Genomic DNA, 19,555 nt, shown 5'->3' with positions numbered 1-19,555 from the left:
ATTTGCAACCGGAACGGACCGTTCACAAAAGCGCCATTTGAAGCGGAACAAACTTGGTTCGCCCGAAGCAAGGCCACAAAACGGGCGCGGTTAAGATTTTGTTAGGCGAACAGGCAAACACTGAACATAATCGCCGCAGATGCGGTAGCCGGAGTAGAACGCAACATGTGCCGTTGGGCAGCCTATCGTGGCGAACCGCTTTTTCTGGAAGAACTGGTCATTTCGCCGGCTCACTCGCTGATCGAGCAGTCGCATTGTGCCACAAAGGCGAAGACCGCCACCAATGCGGATGGTTTCGGGATCGCATGGTACGGCGACCGGCCTGAACCCGGTCGCTTCCGCGATGTTCTCCCCGCGTGGTCCGACTGCAATCTGAAGAGCCTGGCACGCAACGTTCGCTCTCCCCTGTTCCTGGCTCATGTCCGGGCCGCGACTCATGGTTCCACCCGCCGCGACAACTGTCACCCCTTCGTCAACGGCCACTGGTCCTTCATGCACAATGGCCAGATCGAGCACTTCGAGAAACTTCGTCGTCCGATGGAAGCCATGCTCGACGACGAGCATTTTCATGCACGGCACGGAACGACCGATTCCGAATTGCTATTCCTGTTGGCCCTGCAACTGGGCCTTCGGGAACGACCCCTCGAAGCGATGGCCGATGCAGTCGGCTTCGTCGAACACCTGAGTACAAGGCTGGTGGGAGCCGCGTTCGTGAAGCTGACGGCGGCATTCTCCAATGGCGAGAGTCTTTATGCGGTGCGCTATGCAAGCGACGGACCGGCCCCGACGCTGTTTGCAGCGCCCATGGGCGGAAAAGGCGGGTATTGCCTCGTTTCCGAACCGCTGAATGACGAAAAGGACACCTGGGTCGAAATCCCTTCAGGCAGTGCCGTCATCGTGGGAAAGGACGGGCTGGATGCGGCGGCGTTCGCCCCGCGTATCGAACGCTTCTCCGAAGCTGCCGAATGATCTCAGGGCGACGCGAGCGATCCCCTGCTCTCGTCAACCCTCTCGCAGCATCTCCGACATAAGAGAGGCCAGTCGCTCCGCGACCTCATCCTTGGAGAGGTCCGGCCAGTCCGAAACCTGCGATTTATCGATGATTTTCACTCGGTTGCGTGTGCCCCCCATGATGCCGGTCTCCGGCGACACATCGTTGGCGACGATCACGTCCGCGCCTTTCTTCTCGAGTTTGGTGCGACCATTGGCGACCACATCCTGGGTCTCGGCGGCGAAACCAACCACGATGGTCGGTCGCTGTCGGTGATGTCCCACGGTCTTCAGAATATCAGGGTTCTCGGCGAGCTGCAGCGGGGCAGGAGCCTCGCCCGGCTTTTTCTTGATTTTCTGGTTGGCCGAAGCTGCGACACGCCAGTCCGCGACGGCCGCGACCATCACGGCGATATCAGCCGGCAGCGTCGAGAGGACCGCATCCAACATCTCCTCCGCCCGCTCGACATGGAGTGTCTTCACTCCGATGGGATCGGGAATAGAGACCGGACCTGACACCAATGTGACCTCTGCTCCAAGGCGGGCGAGGGCGGCCGCGATCGCATGGCCCTGCCGCCCCGACGAGCGGTTAGCGATGTAGCGGACGGGATCGATGGGTTCGTGTGTCGGGCCTGACGTTACGATCGCCTTCCGGCCCTTGAGAGGCTTTGGAGCTTCGTCAAGCAGCGCTTCAATCGCCGCGACGATCTCCAGGGGTTCGCACATGCGTCCCGCACCTGCTTCGCCGCTCTCCGCCATCTCGCCGTTAGCCGGACCGATGAAATGGATGCCGTCGCGGCGCAGGGCTTCGGCATTGCGCTGCGTCGCCGCGTGCTGCCACATCTTCGGATTCATCGCTGGCGCGATCAGTACGGGACGGTCAGTCGCAAGCAGAACGGTCGAGGCGAGATCGTCTGCAAGTCCGTTCGCCATCTTGGCCATCAGATCGGCCGTCGCCGGTGCCACGACGATAAGATCGCAGTCGCGCGCGAGCCTTATATGGCCGACATCCTGCTCGTCTTCGCGTGAAAAAAGGTCGACATAGACATGGTCGGCCGCAAGAGCTCCCACGGCAAGCGGCGTGACGAATTTTTGCGCCGCCGCGGTCATCACCGGCCGTACTGCCGCGCCGCGCTCCCGAAGCCGCCGGATCAGGTCAAGGCTCTTGTATGCAGCAATCCCGCCCGCAATGATCAATAGAATGCGTTTGTTTTTAAGTGTCATACGCTACATCCGGAACTTGCCCGTGCCGAACCTATGCCAAAATCCCCCGAATGGGAAAGGACCAATGCCGACCGTAGGTTAAACAGATTTCTCCGGGGCAATCGGCGCACATTCGCAGTCCGCAGAATGGCCGCTGCCTGCCTCACTCCACCGCATCCGCCATCACGCTGATCTTCAGCGGAACCTCGGCGATGGTCCCGCCGCTTTTTTCGACATATTGAATACCCGCGCCGAGGCTCGCAGCCATGGACTTGACGATCCGGCTACCCAGTCCCGTACCTGTCGGCGCGCTGTTCGGGACGATACCGATCCCATCGTCCTCGACGCGCAGCAACGCATCATTCTCCCCCGTCCGCCTAAGGCTCACGCGGATTTCGCCTTGTTGCCCGTCCGGATAGGCGTATTTGAACGCGTTTGTCGCCAGTTCAGTCACCACCATTCCGACGGTAACGGCACGATCGGCCGAAAGAACGATCGGGTCGGCGGAAAACACCAGTTGGATGCGGTGATCAGAACGCTGCATGGTTTCGGCGATCTGGGATGTCAGCCCCCGGAGGTAGCGGTCCATCTCAACTCTGCTGACATCATCGGAGGTGTAGAGACTGCGATGCATGCCGGCGATGGCTGTAATCCTTGCTTGAGTCTCGGCCAGTTCAGCCTTGACTTCCTCGCTTGGGGAGTTGGCGATCTGCAGCCTTAAGAGACTAGCGACGAGTGCAAGAGAGTTGGCCACGCGATGATTGACCTCGGCGAGAAGAGCCTCTGCTCGTTCTTTCGCCTGTCGTATCTCTTCGTCTGCCCGCTCCTTTTCGGCGCGAAGACGCGCGTTGGCGACCGTTTGCTCGATCGCGCTTGAAAGCAGGTGCAGGAAATCGTCGCTGACGCTCTTTATAACGTAGTCGGCGGCTCCGGCCTTCATCGCATTGATGGCAATGCTCGCCTCGTTAGACCCAGTGACATACACGACCGGCGTCGTAACGCCGCCAGTCCGCAGATGATCGAGGATCTCATGCCCGGTTGTGTTGCGGAGATAGTGATCGAGGACAATGGCGTCGAAGGCATGTTCGGATAGGTGTCGCATCGCCGTGTCGAGGTCTTCGGCGTGCAGGACCACGTGACCGAGACGACCGAGCGACTTTTGAACGAGTCGCACGAATGCCGCATCATCATCAAGATACAGGATGCGAACGCTCATCGGGCGCTGCCACTGTCAGGGCACTTGCATGACGGAGAAGAACAATCCGAGTTGCCGGATCGCGTTTGCAAAGTTGTCGTAGTCGACGGGCTTGGTGATGTAGACATTGGCCCCCAGGTCATAGCAGCGCTGTATCTCGCGTTCATCGTCCGTGGTGGTCAAGATCACGACAGGGAGGCGGCGCGTGTGCGGGTTGGATTTGATCTTGTCGAGGATATCGGTGCCGGACATATCCGGCAAGTTGAGATCGAGCAAGATCAGCAAATAGCGGTCCTTGGACACCTCGCCACTACGGTCTTGGCCGAGGATGAAATCCAGAGCGGTCGTTCCGTCGGTAAACGGCACGATTTCGTTATTGACGCCGGCTCGACGCACGTTCTTTTCGATCAGACGGGCGTGACCCTCATCGTCCTCGACCATCACGATGGTGACTTCCTTACCTGCGGCTTTCATATCTCAACTCCGTACTACGCGTGTCAGGTCCGATGGCAGTCGCAAAACGAACGTCGAGCCCTTCCCCAGCTGGGACCGAACGGTTATTTCGCCGCCCAGGTTCCGCACCAGAGACTGAACGTGCGCAAGTCCTATACCCTCACCGGCCTGGTTCTGGTGTCCGGATCGGCGGAACAGCTCAAATATGCGCTCGTGGTCTTCGTCTGCAATGCCACGACCGTTGTCTTCAACCTCGATGCGCGTCAGTGTCCGTATATCCGGCATGACCCGCACGGTGAGACTGAGCGGCCGATCGGCTTGCTTATACTTCACAGCGTTGTCGAAAAGGTTACCAAGGATCTGTTCCAGTGAAAATCGATCGGTCACGATGTTCGGCACACGAACATCCAGATCGACTTTGCCGCCCGCTTCGCTGACTTGGTGGTGCACGCTTGCTGAGGTGGCTTCGAGAAGAGCCTTGAGATCGATCCTCTCCGGCTTCAGCGGCCGGCGTCCGTCGCGGGAAATCTTCAGGATGGCGTTGATCAGGCCGTCCATCTTTTTCGTGGACGAGCGGATGAAATCGATGGCCTCGGGTAGATCTTCCGATGCCGCTAACCGCGCTTCTCGCACCTCATCCTCGGACGGGGCCTTGTCATCGGCAAGCACATAGGCCTGCAGAGACCTCAGGGAATTCTCCAACTCGGCAGTGAAACCCATGACATTGACAAGCGGCGCCCGCAGATCGTGGGTGACTATATAGGCGAAACGCTGGATTTCCTGGTTCGCACGGATGAGATCTTCTGTCCGCTCATTGACCCGCTCCTCAAGGTTCTCGTTGAGATATTCGACCTCCCGGCGTGCCTTGGACAGGGCTTGGACGTGTTGCGTTATGATGATAATCGCGCCGCCCATCACCAGTAAGATGGCTGCTGCTCCACCGATTGTGAAATAACGTAACTGCTCGTTGGCTGCCGTTTGTGCCTCGACACCGGCCTGGAAATTGGCATCCGACTGTTCTTTGAACATATCCAGGATGATGCGTATTCTATCCATTAATTCCCGACCAAGTTCGGTTTGCACTCTGGCAACCGCTCCAGCCTGGTTGCCGGCGCTGGCAAGAGTGATGGTCTCCTCCATTTCGGATAGCTTCGTCTCGATCGACTGGCCCAATTCGGCGAGCTTGTCAGCTTTGGCGGGTCTGTCCGCCACGAGCGCCTGAACCTCGGCCCATTCGCTACGGATTTGCTCCAAAGCCTGATTATAGGGTTCGAGAAAGCTCTCATCCAGCGTCAGGATGTAGCCGCGCTGGCCGGTCTCGGCGTCGGTAAGTGTTTGCAACAGGTTGGCGCTCGCCCGACGGATGTCGCGTTCGCGGATGATGGCATCGAACGTGCCCTGGGTCCGCTCAACCAGCCAGAGCGACGACAGGACAAGAGCCACAAGAATGGCCGTTCCTATCGCCAGCATCAGAAGCGTCGCGCGCGCAAAGCTGGCATTCGTGGCGGACATGGACATCTCCTGGAGAGCGTGGGCAAAACTGGACGTGCAGGGATGGGCGCTCGGTACGATGACCATCGTTTTCCTCTCTACAAGCGGTAGAAAGAAACAATGATGAGATCAACCCATCTGGATCGCGATTGCGACGAGAGCGGCAGCAATTATCCAGAGAGCAAGCCGACCCCATCTGGTATGGCGCGCCTCCGCTTTGCCGATCGCTTCAGCGGTTTCCGGGTCGAAACGAAGACCGTTCTCGCTCATGTGCATGAGCTCCGAGTGCAGCTTTTCTGTCTTCGTGGCGATTTCGGGCAAGGCTTCCGCCAGCCGCACCGCCGCCTTCACGCCGTCCTTGAGATCGGTCGCTATCCGCCTTGGCCCGAGATTGTCGCGGATCCATTTTGACACGACCGGATCGGCTGCCTTCCACATGTTGAAGCGAGGATTGAGAATCCGCGCCACGCCTTCGACAACGACCATCGTTTTCTGCAGCATCACCAGTTCCGGGCGGGTTTCCATCTCGAAAAGCTCGGTGACCTCGAAAAGAAGCGTCAACAAACGCCCCATCGAAATCGTTTCCGCCGGTTGACCGTGGATAGGCTCGCCAATCGCCCGGATCGCCTGCGCGAAACTGGCGACATTATGATGCGAGGGGACGTAACCCGCCTCGAAATGCACCTCGGCGACGCGCACATAGTCGCGTGTGATGAACCCGTAGAGGATTTCGGCCAGGAACCGGCGCTCCTTTTTGCCGAGCCGGCCGGAAATGCCCATGTCGACCGCAACGATCATTCCCGTCGGGTCGACGAAAAGGTTCCCCGGATGCATGTCCGCGTGAAAGAACCCGTCACGGAGGGTATGGCGCAGGAACGACTGTATCAACGTATCTGCCAGGGCATCGAGATCATGGCCGGCCGCCTTCAAGGCCTCGACGTTCGACATTTTAATGCCGTCGATCCATTCCATCGTGACGACGTCGCGTCCGGTGCGCTCCCAATCGACCGCCGGAACCCGAAAACCAGGATCGTCCTTAGTGTTCTCGGCGATTTCCGAAAGGGCAGCAGCTTCCAGCCGCAGATCCATCTCAACCTTGGTCGTCTGTTCGAGCGCGCGTGTTACCTCGACCGGTCTCAGCCGTCGGGTATGCGGCAGGAAACGCTCCTGCAGCCAGGCGACCAGGTACATGGCTTCCAGATCGGCGGAAAAACGTCGGCGAACACCTGGCCGGATCACCTTGACGGCGACCTTCCGCGGGCCGTCGGCAGTGATAACCTCACCAGGATGGACCTGCGCTATGGATGCCGCCGCGACCGGTGGATCAAGCCGCGTGAAGAGTTCCTCGACCGGACGGCCGAGAGATCCCTCAATGGCCGCTCTCGATGCCTCTATCGGAAAGAAGTCCATCCGATCCTGGAGGCCGGCAAGATCCTCTGCCAAGTCAGCGCCGACGACATCGGGACGTGTCGCAAGGAACTGTCCGATCTTGACGTAGGAGGGGCCGAGCCGCGCCACGGCCTTAGCCAGGCGATCGGATCGTTGCTGCGACTTGCTGCGGCGTCGCGCGAGGAGGCTGGCCGCCGATTTGCCGAACGCCACCATTGGCGGCAGGCCCTCCGCCGGCAGCGACTCGATGACACCTTCGCGCATCAAGACCCAGCCGACCCGCGCGAGACGGAAATATGCTCCGAGTGTGCTCATCTAGCTCAGAGTTTCCAGCCGGAGTGCAGGCAGGCAATGCCACCGGAATAATTGGTGAAGGTGACACGTGAGAAGCCGGCAGCCGAGATCATCGCCGCGAAATCCCGCTGGTTCGGAAACTTTCGGATCGACTCCACGAGATACTGGTAGGGTTCGGCATCGCCCGTGATCATCTTCCCGAAGCGCGGTATCGCCTTGAATGACCATTCGTCATAGAAACGGTCCAGCAAGGGCATCTCCACGTCCGAGAACTCGAGCACGAGAAGGCGTCCGCCGCGCTTCAGAACCCGGTAGGCTTCCTTTAGCGCAACATCGATATGGGGTACGTTCCGGATGCCGAAGGCGATGGTGTAGGCGTCGAAACTACCACTTTCGAACGGAAGCTCTTCCGCATTCGCTTCAACGAAGGTGAGATTTTCGGAAAGCCCCCTTTTGGCGGCACGCTCCGACCCGACCTCCAGCATGGAGCCGTTGATATCGAGAACAGTGGCCTGCGCCTGACGGTCAGACGCTTCCACGATCCGGAATGCGATGTCGCCTGTCCCGCCGGCAACGTCTAGAACGCGGAAGTCGGGGCTCTTGCGGGGATGGAGCGCAGCAACCATCGCATCCTTCCAAAGCCGATGAAGTCCGGCCGACATCACATCATTCATAATGTCGTACCGTTTTGCGACCTTGTGGAAGACTTCGTTGACCAGCCCCTGCTTCTCGGTCTCGGGGACTTCGCGAAAGCCGTAGGACGTTTCCATGCCGCCCTCGGACGAAATACGGCTTTTGGTCATCCGGTCGTGCTCCTTACTCATACGGGTCCGAAGACCATAGCGAAATTGTCTTTCGCGGGCTATCTCTGCACGCGACATGCGCCTGCGGCCACTTGGCGCTGTTCTATAGCCGAGCGCCGGTCGCGTTTAAACAGAAAGATGGGATGCGATGCCCGAATTGCCAGAGGTGGAAACGGTGAGACGGGGTCTTGCGCCGTCGATGGAGGGGAGCGTGCTGTCTCGGCTCGAGCTACGCCGACCGGATCTGCGATTTCCCTTTCCTGGACACTTTGCAGAGCGCGTCGCCGGACGGCAGATCCTGGGGCTCGGTCGCCGGGCAAAGTATCTGCTGATCGATCTCGACGGCGGCTTGACGATCATCGCTCACCTGGGAATGTCCGGCTCCTTCCGCGTAGAGGAGGCCGATGCACCCGGAAATTTCCATTATGCCCGAGTCAAGGATGAGAAGCATGATCACGTGATCTTCCATCTTGCAACTTCTGGCGGCCCGGTGAAGATCATCTATAACGATCCCCGTCGTTTTGGCTTCATGGACGTCGTTGAGCGCACGGCGATCGATGATTGGCCAGCTTTTCGTGGGCTGGGCCCAGAGCCAACCGGCAACAAACTCGATGCGGGATATCTGGCGGCCCGTTTCGCGGGTAAGCAACAGCCACTGAAACAGGCGCTCCTCGACCAGCGCGTCGTGGCCGGCCTTGGCAATATTTACGTCTGTGAGGCGCTTTGGCTTTCCGGCCTCTCGCCCGAGCGCCGGGCGGCAACACTCGTGACCGCCACCGGAAGGCCGACGGCGGCACTGGGCCGTCTGGTTGACGCTGTCAGGACGGTGATTGCCGATGCCATCGCGGCGGGTGGGTCATCGCTCCGCGACCACATCCGGACCGATGGATCGCTGGGTTATTTTCAGCATAGCTTCAAGGTCTATGACCAGGAAGACAAAGCTTGCCAGTCCCCGGGCTGCAACGGTACCGTTCACCGTATCGTGCAGGCCGGGCGATCTACCTTCTTTTGCCCGCGCTGCCAGAAATGAAACCGCTGTCAACGGTTAGGGAATGAGACAAATGAGCTATGAAACCCTTCTCGTCGAGATGCGCGGACAGGTCGCGCTCGTGACGCTCAACCGCCCGCAGGCGTTGAACGCGCTCAATTCGACGGTCATGGAGGAACTGGTTGCGGCCCTGGAGACATTTCATAACGATGCCGAGGTCGGAGCGGTCGTCCTCACCGGCTCGGAAAAGGCGTTCGCCGCGGGCGCTGACATCAAGGAAATGCAATCCCTTGAGTTTGTGGATGCGTATCTCGGCGATTTCATTGGAGGCTGGGATGGTGTCTCGACCTTCCGCAAACCACTGGTAGCGGCCGTCTCTGGCTTCGCCCTGGGTGGTGGATGCGAGCTCGCGATGATGTGCGATTTCATCATCGCCGCGGAAAACGCGAAATTCGGCCAGCCTGAAATCACGCTGGGCATCATCCCCGGCATGGGTGGAACCCAGAGGCTTGTGCGGGCCGTTGGCAAGGCAAAGGCGATGGATATGTGCCTGACTGGGCGCATGATGGACGCCGCTGAAGCCGAACGTTCGGGCCTCGTTGCCCGCGTGGTTTCCTATGACCGACTTCTGGATGAGGCTGTCGAGGCCGCGGTCAAGATAGCCTCCTTATCGAGGCCTGCGGTGGCCATGGCGAAGGAGAGCGTGAACCGTGCCTTCGAACAGACGCTGACGGAGGGCCTGCGTTTCGAGCGCCGGTTGTTTCATTCCCTCTTCGCGACCGAGGACCAGAAGGAAGGGATGGCCGCCTTTGTCGAAAAGCGGAAGGCGCTGTTCAAGCATCGCTAGCGTTTCGGCGCGCAGAGTCAAATGACTCGCTTTCCGGGTGGCTTCGTCGAAATTGCGCGTTGACGGATGATCGCTTTCCCGCTATACGGCCGCCCACGACACGGAAAACCTTCCGGTTCTTCCGCGATTGCTCCCCAATGCTGGCTTGACCGTCTGTTGCGGCCCGACGCGGCGATATGGGAGTTTGGTTTGAATTCGAAGAGAGGCATCCATGGCCAATACAACTTCGGCTAAGAAGGCGACCCGCAAGATCGCACGCCGTACCGATATCAACAAGGCACGTCGCTCGCGTGTTCGTACCTTTATCCGCAAGGTCGAGGAAGCTCTGGCCGCAGGTGATCCGGCGGTTGCCAAGGAAGCCCTTCGTGCGGCGCAGCCGGAGTTACAGCGCGCAGCCTCCAAGGGTGTCGTTCACGCCAACACTGCGTCGCGGAAGATTTCGCGTTTGGCGCAGCGTGTGAAGGCCCTGTCTGCCTGATTTAAGACATTTTTCTGCCGCATTTAAATTGCCCGATCATTTGATCGGGCTTTTTGCGTTGTGTCGTTCATGTCGTCCCTAGGCCGGCGAGGACGTAACATTTAAATGACGGCCGCGTGACAGAAATTATCGTTTAATTACAATCATTTGTTAGAGGTTCATTCATGTTCTTGAACCTCACTTTACGGCAAGCTGCCCCGTTTTTGAGTCAAGCGAATTTTTATTTTTCTGGCCCTACGTCCGCTCGTCATCACCTGAAATTTGAATCTCCTTGATTCCAAAGAGAATATTTTTCGAGGAATTGTGACATTGAAAAAGACGCCTCGGAGTCAATGGGCAGGTCTTAATTTGACGTAAAAATTCGCGGTTGATCTTGGTCTGTGATCCTGCCTTAATACCTCTCGGCAGACGGCGAAAATTGGTCGGATGGGCGTGAGGGCTTAAGCCCCTTTTCACCCGCTTCCGGTTGATGTTGTCTGTGGACGAGGCGTTTCCGCCTCGTTTTTTCAAACAGTCGCGACGTGGCGCCGAAACTTTCCCTGTTTCGGAGCGTGGGTCGTTTTGTCCGTTGTTCGTGGAAGACGGGAACGAATTCGGATGGAGAGAGAGGCATACGGAAGGGGTTGATCGTTCATGACGAGGATGGGCGATCATAACGCGGGGACAGGGTTGGCTGAGGCGGTCGATGTTAGTCGATGCCGGTTGATCCTTAATGTGACGGCGACAGCCGGCATCTGAAAATGAAAAGGCGGCAAATAATATGCAAATGAATTCATCGATAGCCGGCGCACCGGATCATGACGGTGCTCGCCAGACGACTATGGCCGTTTGCAGCGAAACGGCGGAGGGTAATCCCGAAATGAAGCATGATGCACTGTTCGAGCGTTTCAGCGCGCGGCTGAAGGCTCAGGTCGGCCCGGATGTGTTCGCGAGCTGGTTCGGACGCCTCAAGCTTCATTCTGTATCAAAGAGTGTCGTACGCCTCAGCGTGCCGACAACCTTTCTGAAGTCGTGGATCAACAACCGCTATCTTGATCTCATTACCTCGCTGCTCCAGGCGGAAGATCCGGGCATCCTGAAGGCCGAAATTGTCGTGCGAAGCGCAAGCAGGAGCGTCAAGCCGGCAATAGAGGGCCGCCTGCAGGTAAACGAGCCACAGAACGTCCAGCCGCGCCGACAGGGTCTTCAGACCGTCGGTCAGGCTGCTCCGACGCCCCAGTCCGCCCAGCCGGCACGGGTTGCAGCCGGCAGCCCCTTCTTCGGCTCGCCGCTCGACAGCCGCTTCACGTTCGACAGCTTTGTCGAGGGCGCTTCCAACCGCGTCGCGCTGGCCGCCGCCAAGACGATCGCGGAAGCCGGTGCGGGTGCCGTGCGCTTCAATCCGCTGTTCATCCATTCCTCGGTCGGGCTCGGCAAGACGCACCTGCTCCAGGCAATCGCAAACGCCGCAGTCCAGAGCCCGAGGGCTCCGCGTGTGGTCTATCTCACGGCGGAATATTTCATGTGGCGCTTTGCCACCGCGATCCGCGACAACGACGCCTTGACGCTGAAGGAGTCTCTTCGCAACATCGATCTCCTCGTTATCGACGACATGCAGTTCCTGCAGGGCAAGATGATCCAGCATGAATTCTGCCATCTGCTGAACATGCTGCTCGACAGTGCCAAGCAGGTTGTGGTGGCTGCCGACCGCGCGCCCTGGGAACTGGAGTCGCTCGATCCGCGCGTCCGTTCGCGCCTTCAAGGCGGTGTTGCCATCGAGATGGAAGCACCAGATTTCGAGATGCGCCTCGAGATGCTGAAAAACAAACTTGCCTCAGCCCGCCAGGACGACACATCGCTTGATATTCCCGAGGAGATTTTGGTGCATGTGGCGCGCAATATCTCAAGCAGCGGTCGCGATCTGGAAGGTGCGTTCAACCAGCTCATTTTCCGTCGGTCCTTCGAGCCGAACCTGTCGATTGACAGGGTCGATGAGCTTCTCGCGCATCTAGTCGGTGCGGCCGAGCAGAAGCGGGTGCGGATTGAGGATATCCAGCGGATCGTTGCCCGCCACTACAACGTGTCGCGGCAGGAGCTTGTCTCGAACCGTCGTACCCGGGTGATTGTCAAGCCGCGTCAGATCGCGATGTATTTGTCGAAGACGCTGACGCCACGCTCGTTCCCGGAAATCGGTCGGCGGTTCGGCGGTCGCGATCACACGACCGTTCTGCATGCGGTCCGCAAGATCGAGGAACTGATCGGTGCCGACACGAAACTCAGCCATGAAGTTGAACTTTTGAAGCGGCTGATCAACGAGAACAACGCGTGATAGCGCGCGAGGTGGGGGCTCGTTGACCGATGGCGAGCGCCAGCCTCGCCATGTACGATTTTTGTGAGCCCGTGCGGCAGGCGAATGATGCGCTATGGCGGATCATTCGCGACGACCTGACGAAAGCCGGATTTTCCGCGCCTTCGAAGCTTGACCGATCCTCCCCTTATGATGCGTTGTGGCGAAGAGAGGATTTGGTTTTTGCGCAGACCTGCGGCTATCCGTATATAAAGCAATTGCGTGGGCATGTTCGCCTTGTAGGCGTCCCGATTTACCGGTTTCCGGGCGGAAATGGTATCGATCGCGCCAGCCTTGTGGTTGTTCGTGACGCCGAAGGGATCGGCGGTATTGAGGATCTGCGGAACCGGCGGGTTGCGGTGAACGATCCGATGTCGAACTCCGGCATGAATCTGCTGCGTGCGCTGATCGCGCCCCAGGCGATTGCGGGCCGTTTCTTCGCAAAGGTATCCTTTACCGGAGGCCACCTGATGTCACTTGCCGACGTTCTTGACGGTCACGCCGACGTCGCGGCGATAGACAGTGTGACTTTCGGCCTTCTCGCTGCGCATTCGCCGGACGCCCTAAAAGGGGTGAAGGTTTTGATGCAAACACCCGCCGGACCAGGCTTGCCGATTATTTCGCGGAAAGACGCCACCGATGCGGAGGTATCGGTTGTCCGGGAAAGCCTGTCGCGGATAGCGACCCAGCCGGCTTATGCGGCGATTAGGGAACCTCTCGGCCTGGTTGGCTTCGAGGTTCCTGATCAGGCGGCATATGACGCGCTGACCGAACTCGAGGACTTCGCCCTTCGCAATGGCTATCCCGTCATCAACTGATCAGTATAGCTGATTTCGGTCGCCACGCTGGTTTGGCCAGCCATGTGCTGCGGGTGGATCGGCTCGTGATGCTGTCGGAAAAGATAACGCCGCGCGACATCGAGATAGCCGTTGTAGACGAGCCCGCCATTGAGCTCGATGAAGGCCTGCCGTTGAGCATGATAGAGCCCCGGTATCTTGTACCATGGCAATTGCGGCAGGCTGTGATGCACGATGTGGAGATTGTTATAAAGGAAGAGCAGGCCGAATGCCGGGCTCTTTTCGACAATCGCCGTGCGCTCCTCCTTCGTGCCAGCATAGCGGTGCTCGGCAAAGGAGCGGAGTCTTGAGAAAGCCAGGCCTGAATAGGCAAAGGCGACAAGATAGATCCATATCGGCATCTGGCAGATGACAACCACCCAGAAGATAATCGCAGCAACGCCGACGAGATGCCGAAGCCAGACGGCGGCATGTGTTGCGTCGCCCCGGACGAAGCGTGCGGCTTCCGATCCCCAGAGCGCGGCGACTGCAATCAGCGGACCGAGGGTCAGTCGTCCAGCCAGGGTATTGTTGACCCGGCGGATCATCTGTCCGATCCGACCTGTTTTGTTCCAGCCGTCATCGGTAAAGTAGTAGGATTCCGGATCCTCGATCGGATCCGTCAGCCATTCGTCATTATGATGTTTCAGGTGAGCGTGCTTGTAGAGCGTATAGGGTAGCCACAAGGAAACCGGTGGCCAGCCGATTGCGTCGTTGATCCGTCGAAAACGCGTCGGATGTCCGTGCAATACTTCATGCTGCAGGGAGCCATGCCAAGCGATTGTCCATCCTCCGAGCACGAACAGGACGATGAACGGGAAAGTCGTCCAGTAGAAAGTCAGAATAAACCAGGAAAGGTATATCGTGCAGGTCAATACAAGCGTGGGAAGTTCTACCGAAAAGCGCGAACGCTTGCGGCGGTGAAGGTCGTCTGAAATGTATGACATGTGTTGCCGTGAATTCAGCAATCAGGTTCCGAACGCGGAGAGCAAATCATCCTGGCGCTACCTGATCGAGATAGGAGCGAAAGCAACCGGAATCGTCAAGAGAACGAAAAGTGTACTGACCGGCGGCGCGTAATTTTCTTCTCGTCAGCGTTCGCACATTGTCCTCGAACACAATGTGTTTGCAACCGTGGTCGAAAAATCCGGATAACGGCGGAAAGTGATCCGGGTTCGGAAGACCGTTACACGTCAGCTCGCAAGATCTGCGACCACGCTGTCGAGAATGAGCATGCCTTTTGGCGTGCAGCGCAGGCGCGAATTGCCGAGGCGTTCGATGAAGCCGTGTTCCAGTAAAAAGGTTTCGCGATCCGGATCCGGATCGCGACCGGAAAGCTGCTGCCACCGCGCAAGGTCTACACCCTCGCGCAATCGCAATCCCATCAGCAGCAATTCGTCCGCTTGTTCGTCGCGTCCCAATCTCTCCTGGTCAACGATGCCCTCGCTGCGCTGCTCGACCAGTTCGAGCCATTGTTCCGGGTTGCGTTCGGTCGCTGTGGCGAGCTTAACACCCTCCCGACTGATCCTGCCGTGCGCACCCGGCCCGATGCCGGCATAGTCGCCGTAGCGCCAGTAAGTCAGGTTATGACGGCTCTCCGCACCCGGACGGGCATGATTGGAGACCTCGTAGGCCGGCAATCCCCTTGCCGCCGTGATGTCCTGGGTCGCCTCATAGAGGTCAGCCGCGCGATCGTCGTCAAGTGTGGTGAGTTTGCCGGCCTTATGGAGGCCGTAAAAGGCCGTCCCCTCCTCAATCGTCAGCTGATAGAGCGAAAGATGATCCGCCGCGTAGGAAATCGCCTCCTCAAGTTCCTGTTCCCACGCCTGAACGGTCTGGTCCGGGCGGGCGTAGATAAGGTCGAACGACATGCGCGGAAAAATCTCTCGGGCGAGCCGGATCGCCTTCAAAGCGTCGGCGACGTCGTGAAGCCTGCCAAGGAACTTCAGATCTCGATCGTTGAGCGCCTGCACACCCATTGAAACGCGATTGACGCCTGCGGCGTGATAGCCACGGAAACGCTCTGCCTCGACGCTGGAGGGGTTAGCCTCCATCGTCACCTCTATCCCGTCCGGCACATGCCAGTAGCGCGCCACGCCATCAAGGATCGTCTCGATGGTCGACGGTTCCATGAGCGATGGTGTGCCGCCACCGACGAATATGCTGGTGACGGTCTTTGGACCGGAGAGACCACGCATATGCGCCATTTCTCGAAGGAATGCCTGCGCGAAGCGTTCCTGATCGACCGGTTTATGCCGGACATGGCTGTTGAAATCGCAGTAGGGGCATTTCGCCGCGCAGAAAGGCCAATGCAGGTAAACGCCAAAACCCGGTTCCCCCGTGTCGGGCAGGATGAAGGGCGTCGGCTGCAACATATCTCAGCCTTCCAGGCAGGTTTCGACGAAAAGCTTGAACGCACGCGCCCGATGCGAAAGCGCCGTTGCGTCACCCTGTTTCCAGCCGTGTTTCTCGTCTGCGCTCATTTCTCCGAATGTCGCTTCGTAGCCCTCCGGCTGGAAGACGGGATCATACCCAAACCCCTTGGCCCCGCGCGGGGGCCAGACGACCCGCCCCTCCACCTCCCCACGGAAGAACTCGGTATGGCCGTCAGGCCACGCAAGGCAAAGAACGCTGACAAAGCGCGCCGTCCGTTGCGAGGGATCGGATGCACCTTTCTCCTGCAGCGCCTTCTCGACCTTCTCCATAGCCATGACGAAGTCGCGCGAACCGTCCTCCCGTTCGGCCCAGTTGGCCGTGTACACACCCGGCGCCCCGTCAAGTGCGTCAACGACCAGTCCGGAATCGTCTGAAAGCGCCGGCAGTCCCGCAGCGCGTGCCGAGGCGAGGGCCTTGATCGCCGCGTTCTCCTCGAATGTGGTGCCCGTCTCGTCGGGCTCGTCGAATTTCAGCTCAGCGGCCGATTTCGCTGAAAACCCGAAAGGCCCGATCAGGTCGGCGATCTCCGCGATCTTGCCCGCGTTGTGACTGGCAACGACGATGGTTTTCGTGTCGAGCTTTCTCATGGCGTGTCCTGTTTGATGTTCCAAAGGTGAGCTTCCGCGCACTCAAGACTATTGCCTGCCGGGTCGCGAAAGTAGATCGATCGCGCTCCGTTGGGCCAGCGGAAATCCGCCTCGATTTCGACCCCGGCCTCGGCCAGCCGCTCGCAGAGAGCATCGATCGCCGGTCCGGCTGCACGAAAGCACATGTGGCCGGGGCCATGGGCACCGTGGGGTGGAACGGGAAGGGCTTCCTTGTTGGCTTCCTTGCTACTCTGATCCGGATTGAAGATCAGCAGGATACCCGCTCCGCACCGGAAAAAGACGTTGCGATCGCCATGGCGGACGATACGTTCGAGTTGCAGCAGGCCGCCGTAGAAGGCCTCCGCGGCGTCGAGATCGTCCGCATAGAGAGCTGTTTCCAATATGCCGTCGACCAACGCGGCCAAGACGTCTCCCTCGGCCTTAGAAGATGGCCTGCTTTTGCATGTCGACCAGTTCTGCAATGCCGGTCTTAGCAAGTCGCATGAGGGTCAGGAACTCCTCCTCCGAGAAGGGCACGCCCTCCGCGGTACCCTGGATTTCCACGATGGCTCCCGAGCCGGTCATGACGAAATTCGCATCTGTCTCGGCCGCTGAATCCTCAAGGTAGTCGAGGTCGATGACCGGCTGCTTCGCGAAAATCCCGCAGGAGATAGCAGCAACATGATCCTTCAGCACCTTGTCCGCCTTGATCATGTTCCGCGTTTCCATCCATTTCAGGCAGTCGCGCAGTGCAAGCCAAGCGCCGGTGATCGAAGCCGTCCGGGTACCCCCATCCGCCTGGATGACATCGCAGTCGAGAGTGATCTGACGCTCGCCCAGAGCTTCCAGGTCAACGACCGCGCGGAGCGAGCGCCCGATCAGGCGCTGGATCTCGAGCGTCCGACCACCTTGTTTGCCGGAGGTTGCTTCGCGCTTCATGCGGTCGCCGGTCGCCCGCGGCAGCATTCCGTATTCGGCGGTCACCCAGCCCTTTCCGGTGTTCCGCAGCCATGGCGGGGTCTTTTCTTCGAGACTGGCTGTGCAGAGAACATGCGTGTCGCCAAATTTCACCAGACAGGAGCCCTCGGCGTGTTTGGAAAAGGCGCGCTCGAACGAAACCTTGCGCATCTGATCGGTGCGTCTGCCGGATGGCCGCATTGCTAGCTCCTTCTTTTGGTCTACGGTCTTCTACGGGGGGATGCGCCGATTTGCAAAGAAAAAGGACGGTTTGTCCAAGCGCCGCGTCGCCGCATTTTCCGGTTTGTTATCGCCGCTGGAATGCTTATATTTTCCCTCAGTGTCACGTGCGATCAGCTTTGGGAAATGGGCATAACGCGTATTACCGCCATGGATACAGGATCGGCATTGGACGACCGCTCGCGGGAGATATTCCGCCGCATCGTCGAAAGCTACCTCGATTCAGGCGAGCCGCTAGGCTCGCGTAACCTGTCGCGTATCCTGCCGATGTCGCTCTCGCCGGCTTCGGTGCGAAACGTGATGAGCGATCTTGAGGAGCTCGGTCTTATCTACGCACCGCATGTCAGTGCCGGTCGGCTTCCGACTCAGGCGGGGTTGCGGTTCTTTGTCGATGCTTTCATGCAGGTCGGCGATCTCTCCGTCGAAGAGCGTGGTCAGATTGAACGGCAGATTCGGCCGACGGGCACGGATATGCCGATGGACAACTTGTTGACGGAAACAAGCCGGATGCTGTCCGGCCTGTCGAGGGGCGCGGGTCTGGTGATTTCCTCGAAGAATGATCCGGTCCTCAAGCACGTCGAATTTGTCCGTCTGGAGCCGACGAAAGCTTTGGCTGTTCTCGTTGGCGACCACAATCAGGTTGAAAACAGGATCATCGATCTGCCGGCGGGAGTTACTGCCTCTCAATTGACGGAGGCCGCGAACTTCCTCAACGCTCATCTCAACGGCCAGACTCTGAGCGAGCTGCGGAGCCAGCTCGTTCGCCTGCAGCAGCAGGTCGAGATGGAGCTCGATTCCCTGTCGCAAGATCTGGTTGAGCGCGGCTTGGCGGTCTGGTCCGGTGGTGCCGAGGACGAGAAGCTGACCCGCCTTGTGGTTCGCGGTCGCGCCAACCTGCTCGAAGGAGTGGAGGGCGCGGAGGATATCGATCGCCTGCGTCTCCTTTTCGACGATCTGGAGCGAAAGGAGAGCCTGATCGAGCTTCTCAATTTAGCAGAAGCCGGACCGGGCGTGCGCATCTTCATCGGCTCCGAAAACAAGTTGTTTTCCTTGTCCGGCTCTTCACTGATCGTGGCGCCATTCCGGGATGCTGAGGAACGCATCATAGGCGCGGTCGGGGTTATCGGCCCCACCCGGCTCAATTATTCGCGGATCGTTCCGATGGTTGACTACACCGCTCAGCTGATGGCGCGCCTTTCTCGCTGACCTCCCACTTCTTTCTGTCAAAGCCTTGATTTTTCCGCGCCAAGCGCTGATATCGGGCACGATTTCCATCCTCAACCGGAGAACGTCATGACCGACCACGAAACCAAGAACGGACCTGACGCAACGGCTGTCGACCAATCCGAAGCAGCTGAAATTCAGGAACCGATTGCCGAGACCACTGAGCCGGATCCGATCGAAGCTCTTCAGGCTGAGAATGCCGAGTTGCGCGATCGCTATCTTCGCCTTGCGGCCGAGATGGATAACCTGCGCCGTCGTACCGAACGCGACGTGAAGGACGCCAAGGCCTATGCGGTCACAGGCTTCGCTCGTGACATGCTTGCTGTATCGGACAATTTGCGCCGCGCGCTGGATGCCATTCCGTCGGAAGCGCGCGAGGCGGCCGACGCAGGCCTGATGGCGCTGATCGATGGCGTGGAGATGACCGAAAGGGCGATGCTTTCAACGCTCGAGCGTCATGGTGTCAAGAAGATCGAGGCCGAAGGGCAGAAGTTCGATCCCAACTTCCATCAGGCAATGTTCGAAGTTCCGAACCCCAATGTGCCGAACAATACCGTCGTTCAGGTCGTCCAGGCTGGCTACGTTATCGGCGAACGAGTCCTGCGTCCGGCCATGGTCGGCGTGGCCAAGGGGGGGGCAAAGCCCGAAGGAAACGGATCCGAACAGCCTGCGGAAGCAAAGCAGTGATCAGATGAGAAAAGCCCGCTTCATCGAAGCGGGTCAGACTGCTGACAAACCCCTGGCTACATCCGGGGGTTTATGATTCACTGGGACATGTTGAAGAAACCTGCTCCCGAACAGACGGCTCTCGAGATGGT

The 19,555-nt window shown here is 59.0% G+C and carries 19 protein-coding genes; 8 read left to right on the top strand and 11 right to left on the bottom strand.

Features of this window, described 5'->3' with window-relative positions:
- Nucleotides 1–165: 165 nt before the first annotated feature.
- A complete protein-coding gene (locus tag J5J10_RS16475; RefSeq protein WP_211930686.1) occupies nucleotides 166–969 on the top strand; it encodes a class II glutamine amidotransferase in 804 nt (267 codons plus the stop codon).
- A gap of 33 nt (nucleotides 970–1,002) precedes the next feature.
- Here the strand turns inward: J5J10_RS16475 and coaBC are convergent, their stop codons facing one another.
- From coaBC to ubiE, 6 genes are all read right to left on the bottom strand, one after another.
- Complete coding sequence (gene coaBC / locus J5J10_RS16470) at nucleotides 1,003–2,214, bottom strand: bifunctional phosphopantothenoylcysteine decarboxylase/phosphopantothenate--cysteine ligase CoaBC (RefSeq protein WP_211930685.1); 1,212 nt, start codon at nucleotides 2,212–2,214, stop codon at nucleotides 1,003–1,005.
- Between the two features lie 142 nt (nucleotides 2,215–2,356).
- Entirely contained in the window at nucleotides 2,357–3,409 is a 1,053-nt protein-coding gene (locus J5J10_RS16465; RefSeq protein WP_208548276.1) for a histidine kinase dimerization/phosphoacceptor domain -containing protein, read from the bottom strand.
- Nucleotides 3,410–3,424: 15 nt separating this feature from the next.
- Nucleotides 3,425–3,862, bottom strand: a complete 438-nt coding sequence (locus J5J10_RS16460; RefSeq protein ID WP_208548277.1) for a response regulator — start codon at nucleotides 3,860–3,862, stop codon at nucleotides 3,425–3,427.
- A 3-nt stretch (nucleotides 3,863–3,865) separates the two neighbouring features.
- Complete coding sequence (locus J5J10_RS16455) at nucleotides 3,866–5,353, bottom strand: CHASE3 domain-containing protein (protein WP_211930684.1); 1,488 nt, start codon at nucleotides 5,351–5,353, stop codon at nucleotides 3,866–3,868.
- A 108-nt stretch (nucleotides 5,354–5,461) separates the two neighbouring features.
- Nucleotides 5,462–7,036, bottom strand: a complete 1,575-nt coding sequence (gene ubiB, locus J5J10_RS16450) for a 2-polyprenylphenol 6-hydroxylase (protein WP_211930683.1) — start codon at nucleotides 7,034–7,036, stop codon at nucleotides 5,462–5,464.
- Between the two features lie 5 nt (nucleotides 7,037–7,041).
- Nucleotides 7,042–7,818, bottom strand: coding sequence for a bifunctional demethylmenaquinone methyltransferase/2-methoxy-6-polyprenyl-1,4-benzoquinol methylase UbiE (gene ubiE / locus J5J10_RS16445; protein ID WP_211930682.1), 777 nt, complete (start codon nucleotides 7,816–7,818; stop codon nucleotides 7,042–7,044).
- A gap of 148 nt (nucleotides 7,819–7,966) precedes the next feature.
- Between ubiE and mutM the strand changes: the two genes are divergently transcribed.
- The 5 genes from mutM (at nucleotide 7,967) to J5J10_RS16420 (ending at nucleotide 13,275) form a co-directional block, all read left to right on the top strand.
- Nucleotides 7,967–8,848 carry a bifunctional DNA-formamidopyrimidine glycosylase/DNA-(apurinic or apyrimidinic site) lyase gene (mutM, locus tag J5J10_RS16440; protein ID WP_211930681.1) on the top strand — a complete coding sequence of 294 codons (882 nt, stop codon included), beginning with the start codon at nucleotides 7,967–7,969 and terminating at the stop codon, nucleotides 8,846–8,848.
- Nucleotides 8,849–8,879: 31 nt separating this feature from the next.
- Complete coding sequence (locus J5J10_RS16435; protein WP_211930680.1) at nucleotides 8,880–9,653, top strand: enoyl-CoA hydratase; 774 nt, start codon at nucleotides 8,880–8,882, stop codon at nucleotides 9,651–9,653.
- 211 nt (nucleotides 9,654–9,864) lie between these two features.
- Nucleotides 9,865–10,131, top strand: a complete 267-nt coding sequence (gene rpsT / locus J5J10_RS16430) for a 30S ribosomal protein S20 (protein WP_208548282.1) — start codon at nucleotides 9,865–9,867, stop codon at nucleotides 10,129–10,131.
- 760 nt (nucleotides 10,132–10,891) lie between these two features.
- Nucleotides 10,892–12,439, top strand: coding sequence for a chromosomal replication initiator protein DnaA (dnaA, locus tag J5J10_RS16425; protein WP_211930679.1), 1,548 nt, complete (start codon nucleotides 10,892–10,894; stop codon nucleotides 12,437–12,439).
- 29 nt (nucleotides 12,440–12,468) lie between these two features.
- The gene (locus tag J5J10_RS16420) at nucleotides 12,469–13,275 is read left to right on the top strand and encodes a PhnD/SsuA/transferrin family substrate-binding protein (RefSeq protein ID WP_211930678.1); all 807 of its coding nucleotides are present in this window, start codon (nucleotides 12,469–12,471) and stop codon (nucleotides 13,273–13,275) included.
- Here J5J10_RS16420 and J5J10_RS16415 read toward each other — a convergent pair.
- From J5J10_RS16415 to rph, 5 genes are all read right to left on the bottom strand, one after another.
- Nucleotides 13,257–14,240 carry a fatty acid desaturase gene (locus J5J10_RS16415; protein ID WP_211930677.1) on the bottom strand — a complete coding sequence of 328 codons (984 nt, stop codon included), beginning with the start codon at nucleotides 14,238–14,240 and terminating at the stop codon, nucleotides 13,257–13,259. The genes J5J10_RS16420 and J5J10_RS16415 overlap by 19 nt on opposite strands.
- A 246-nt stretch (nucleotides 14,241–14,486) precedes the next feature.
- Nucleotides 14,487–15,668 carry a radical SAM family heme chaperone HemW gene (gene hemW, locus J5J10_RS16410; protein ID WP_211930676.1) on the bottom strand — a complete coding sequence of 394 codons (1,182 nt, stop codon included), beginning with the start codon at nucleotides 15,666–15,668 and terminating at the stop codon, nucleotides 14,487–14,489.
- 3 nt (nucleotides 15,669–15,671) lie between these two features.
- Complete coding sequence (rdgB, locus tag J5J10_RS16405) at nucleotides 15,672–16,316, bottom strand: RdgB/HAM1 family non-canonical purine NTP pyrophosphatase (RefSeq protein WP_211930675.1); 645 nt, start codon at nucleotides 16,314–16,316, stop codon at nucleotides 15,672–15,674.
- Nucleotides 16,313–16,732, bottom strand: coding sequence for a VOC family protein (locus J5J10_RS16400; RefSeq protein WP_211931274.1), 420 nt, complete (start codon nucleotides 16,730–16,732; stop codon nucleotides 16,313–16,315). The genes rdgB and J5J10_RS16400 overlap by 4 nt, the downstream gene beginning before the upstream one ends.
- A 25-nt stretch (nucleotides 16,733–16,757) precedes the next feature.
- Complete coding sequence (gene rph / locus J5J10_RS16395; protein ID WP_211930674.1) at nucleotides 16,758–17,474, bottom strand: ribonuclease PH; 717 nt, start codon at nucleotides 17,472–17,474, stop codon at nucleotides 16,758–16,760.
- Nucleotides 17,475–17,639: 165 nt separating this feature from the next.
- Between rph and hrcA the strand changes: the two genes are divergently transcribed.
- Together hrcA and grpE are read left to right on the top strand one after the other, a co-directional pair.
- Nucleotides 17,640–18,719: a heat-inducible transcriptional repressor HrcA gene (hrcA, locus tag J5J10_RS16390; RefSeq protein ID WP_211930673.1), complete on the top strand. Its 1,080-nt coding sequence runs from the start codon at nucleotides 17,640–17,642 to the stop codon at nucleotides 18,717–18,719.
- Nucleotides 18,720–18,806: 87 nt separating this feature from the next.
- Nucleotides 18,807–19,424, top strand: a complete 618-nt coding sequence (grpE, locus tag J5J10_RS16385; protein WP_208548290.1) for a nucleotide exchange factor GrpE — start codon at nucleotides 18,807–18,809, stop codon at nucleotides 19,422–19,424.
- The last annotated feature ends 131 nt before the right edge of the window (nucleotides 19,425–19,555 follow it).

The organism is Ciceribacter sp. L1K23 (assembly GCF_018122705.1).
GTDB lineage: Bacteria > Pseudomonadota > Alphaproteobacteria > Rhizobiales > Rhizobiaceae > Allorhizobium.
This window is presented reverse-complemented; position numbering and strand designations above follow the sequence as displayed.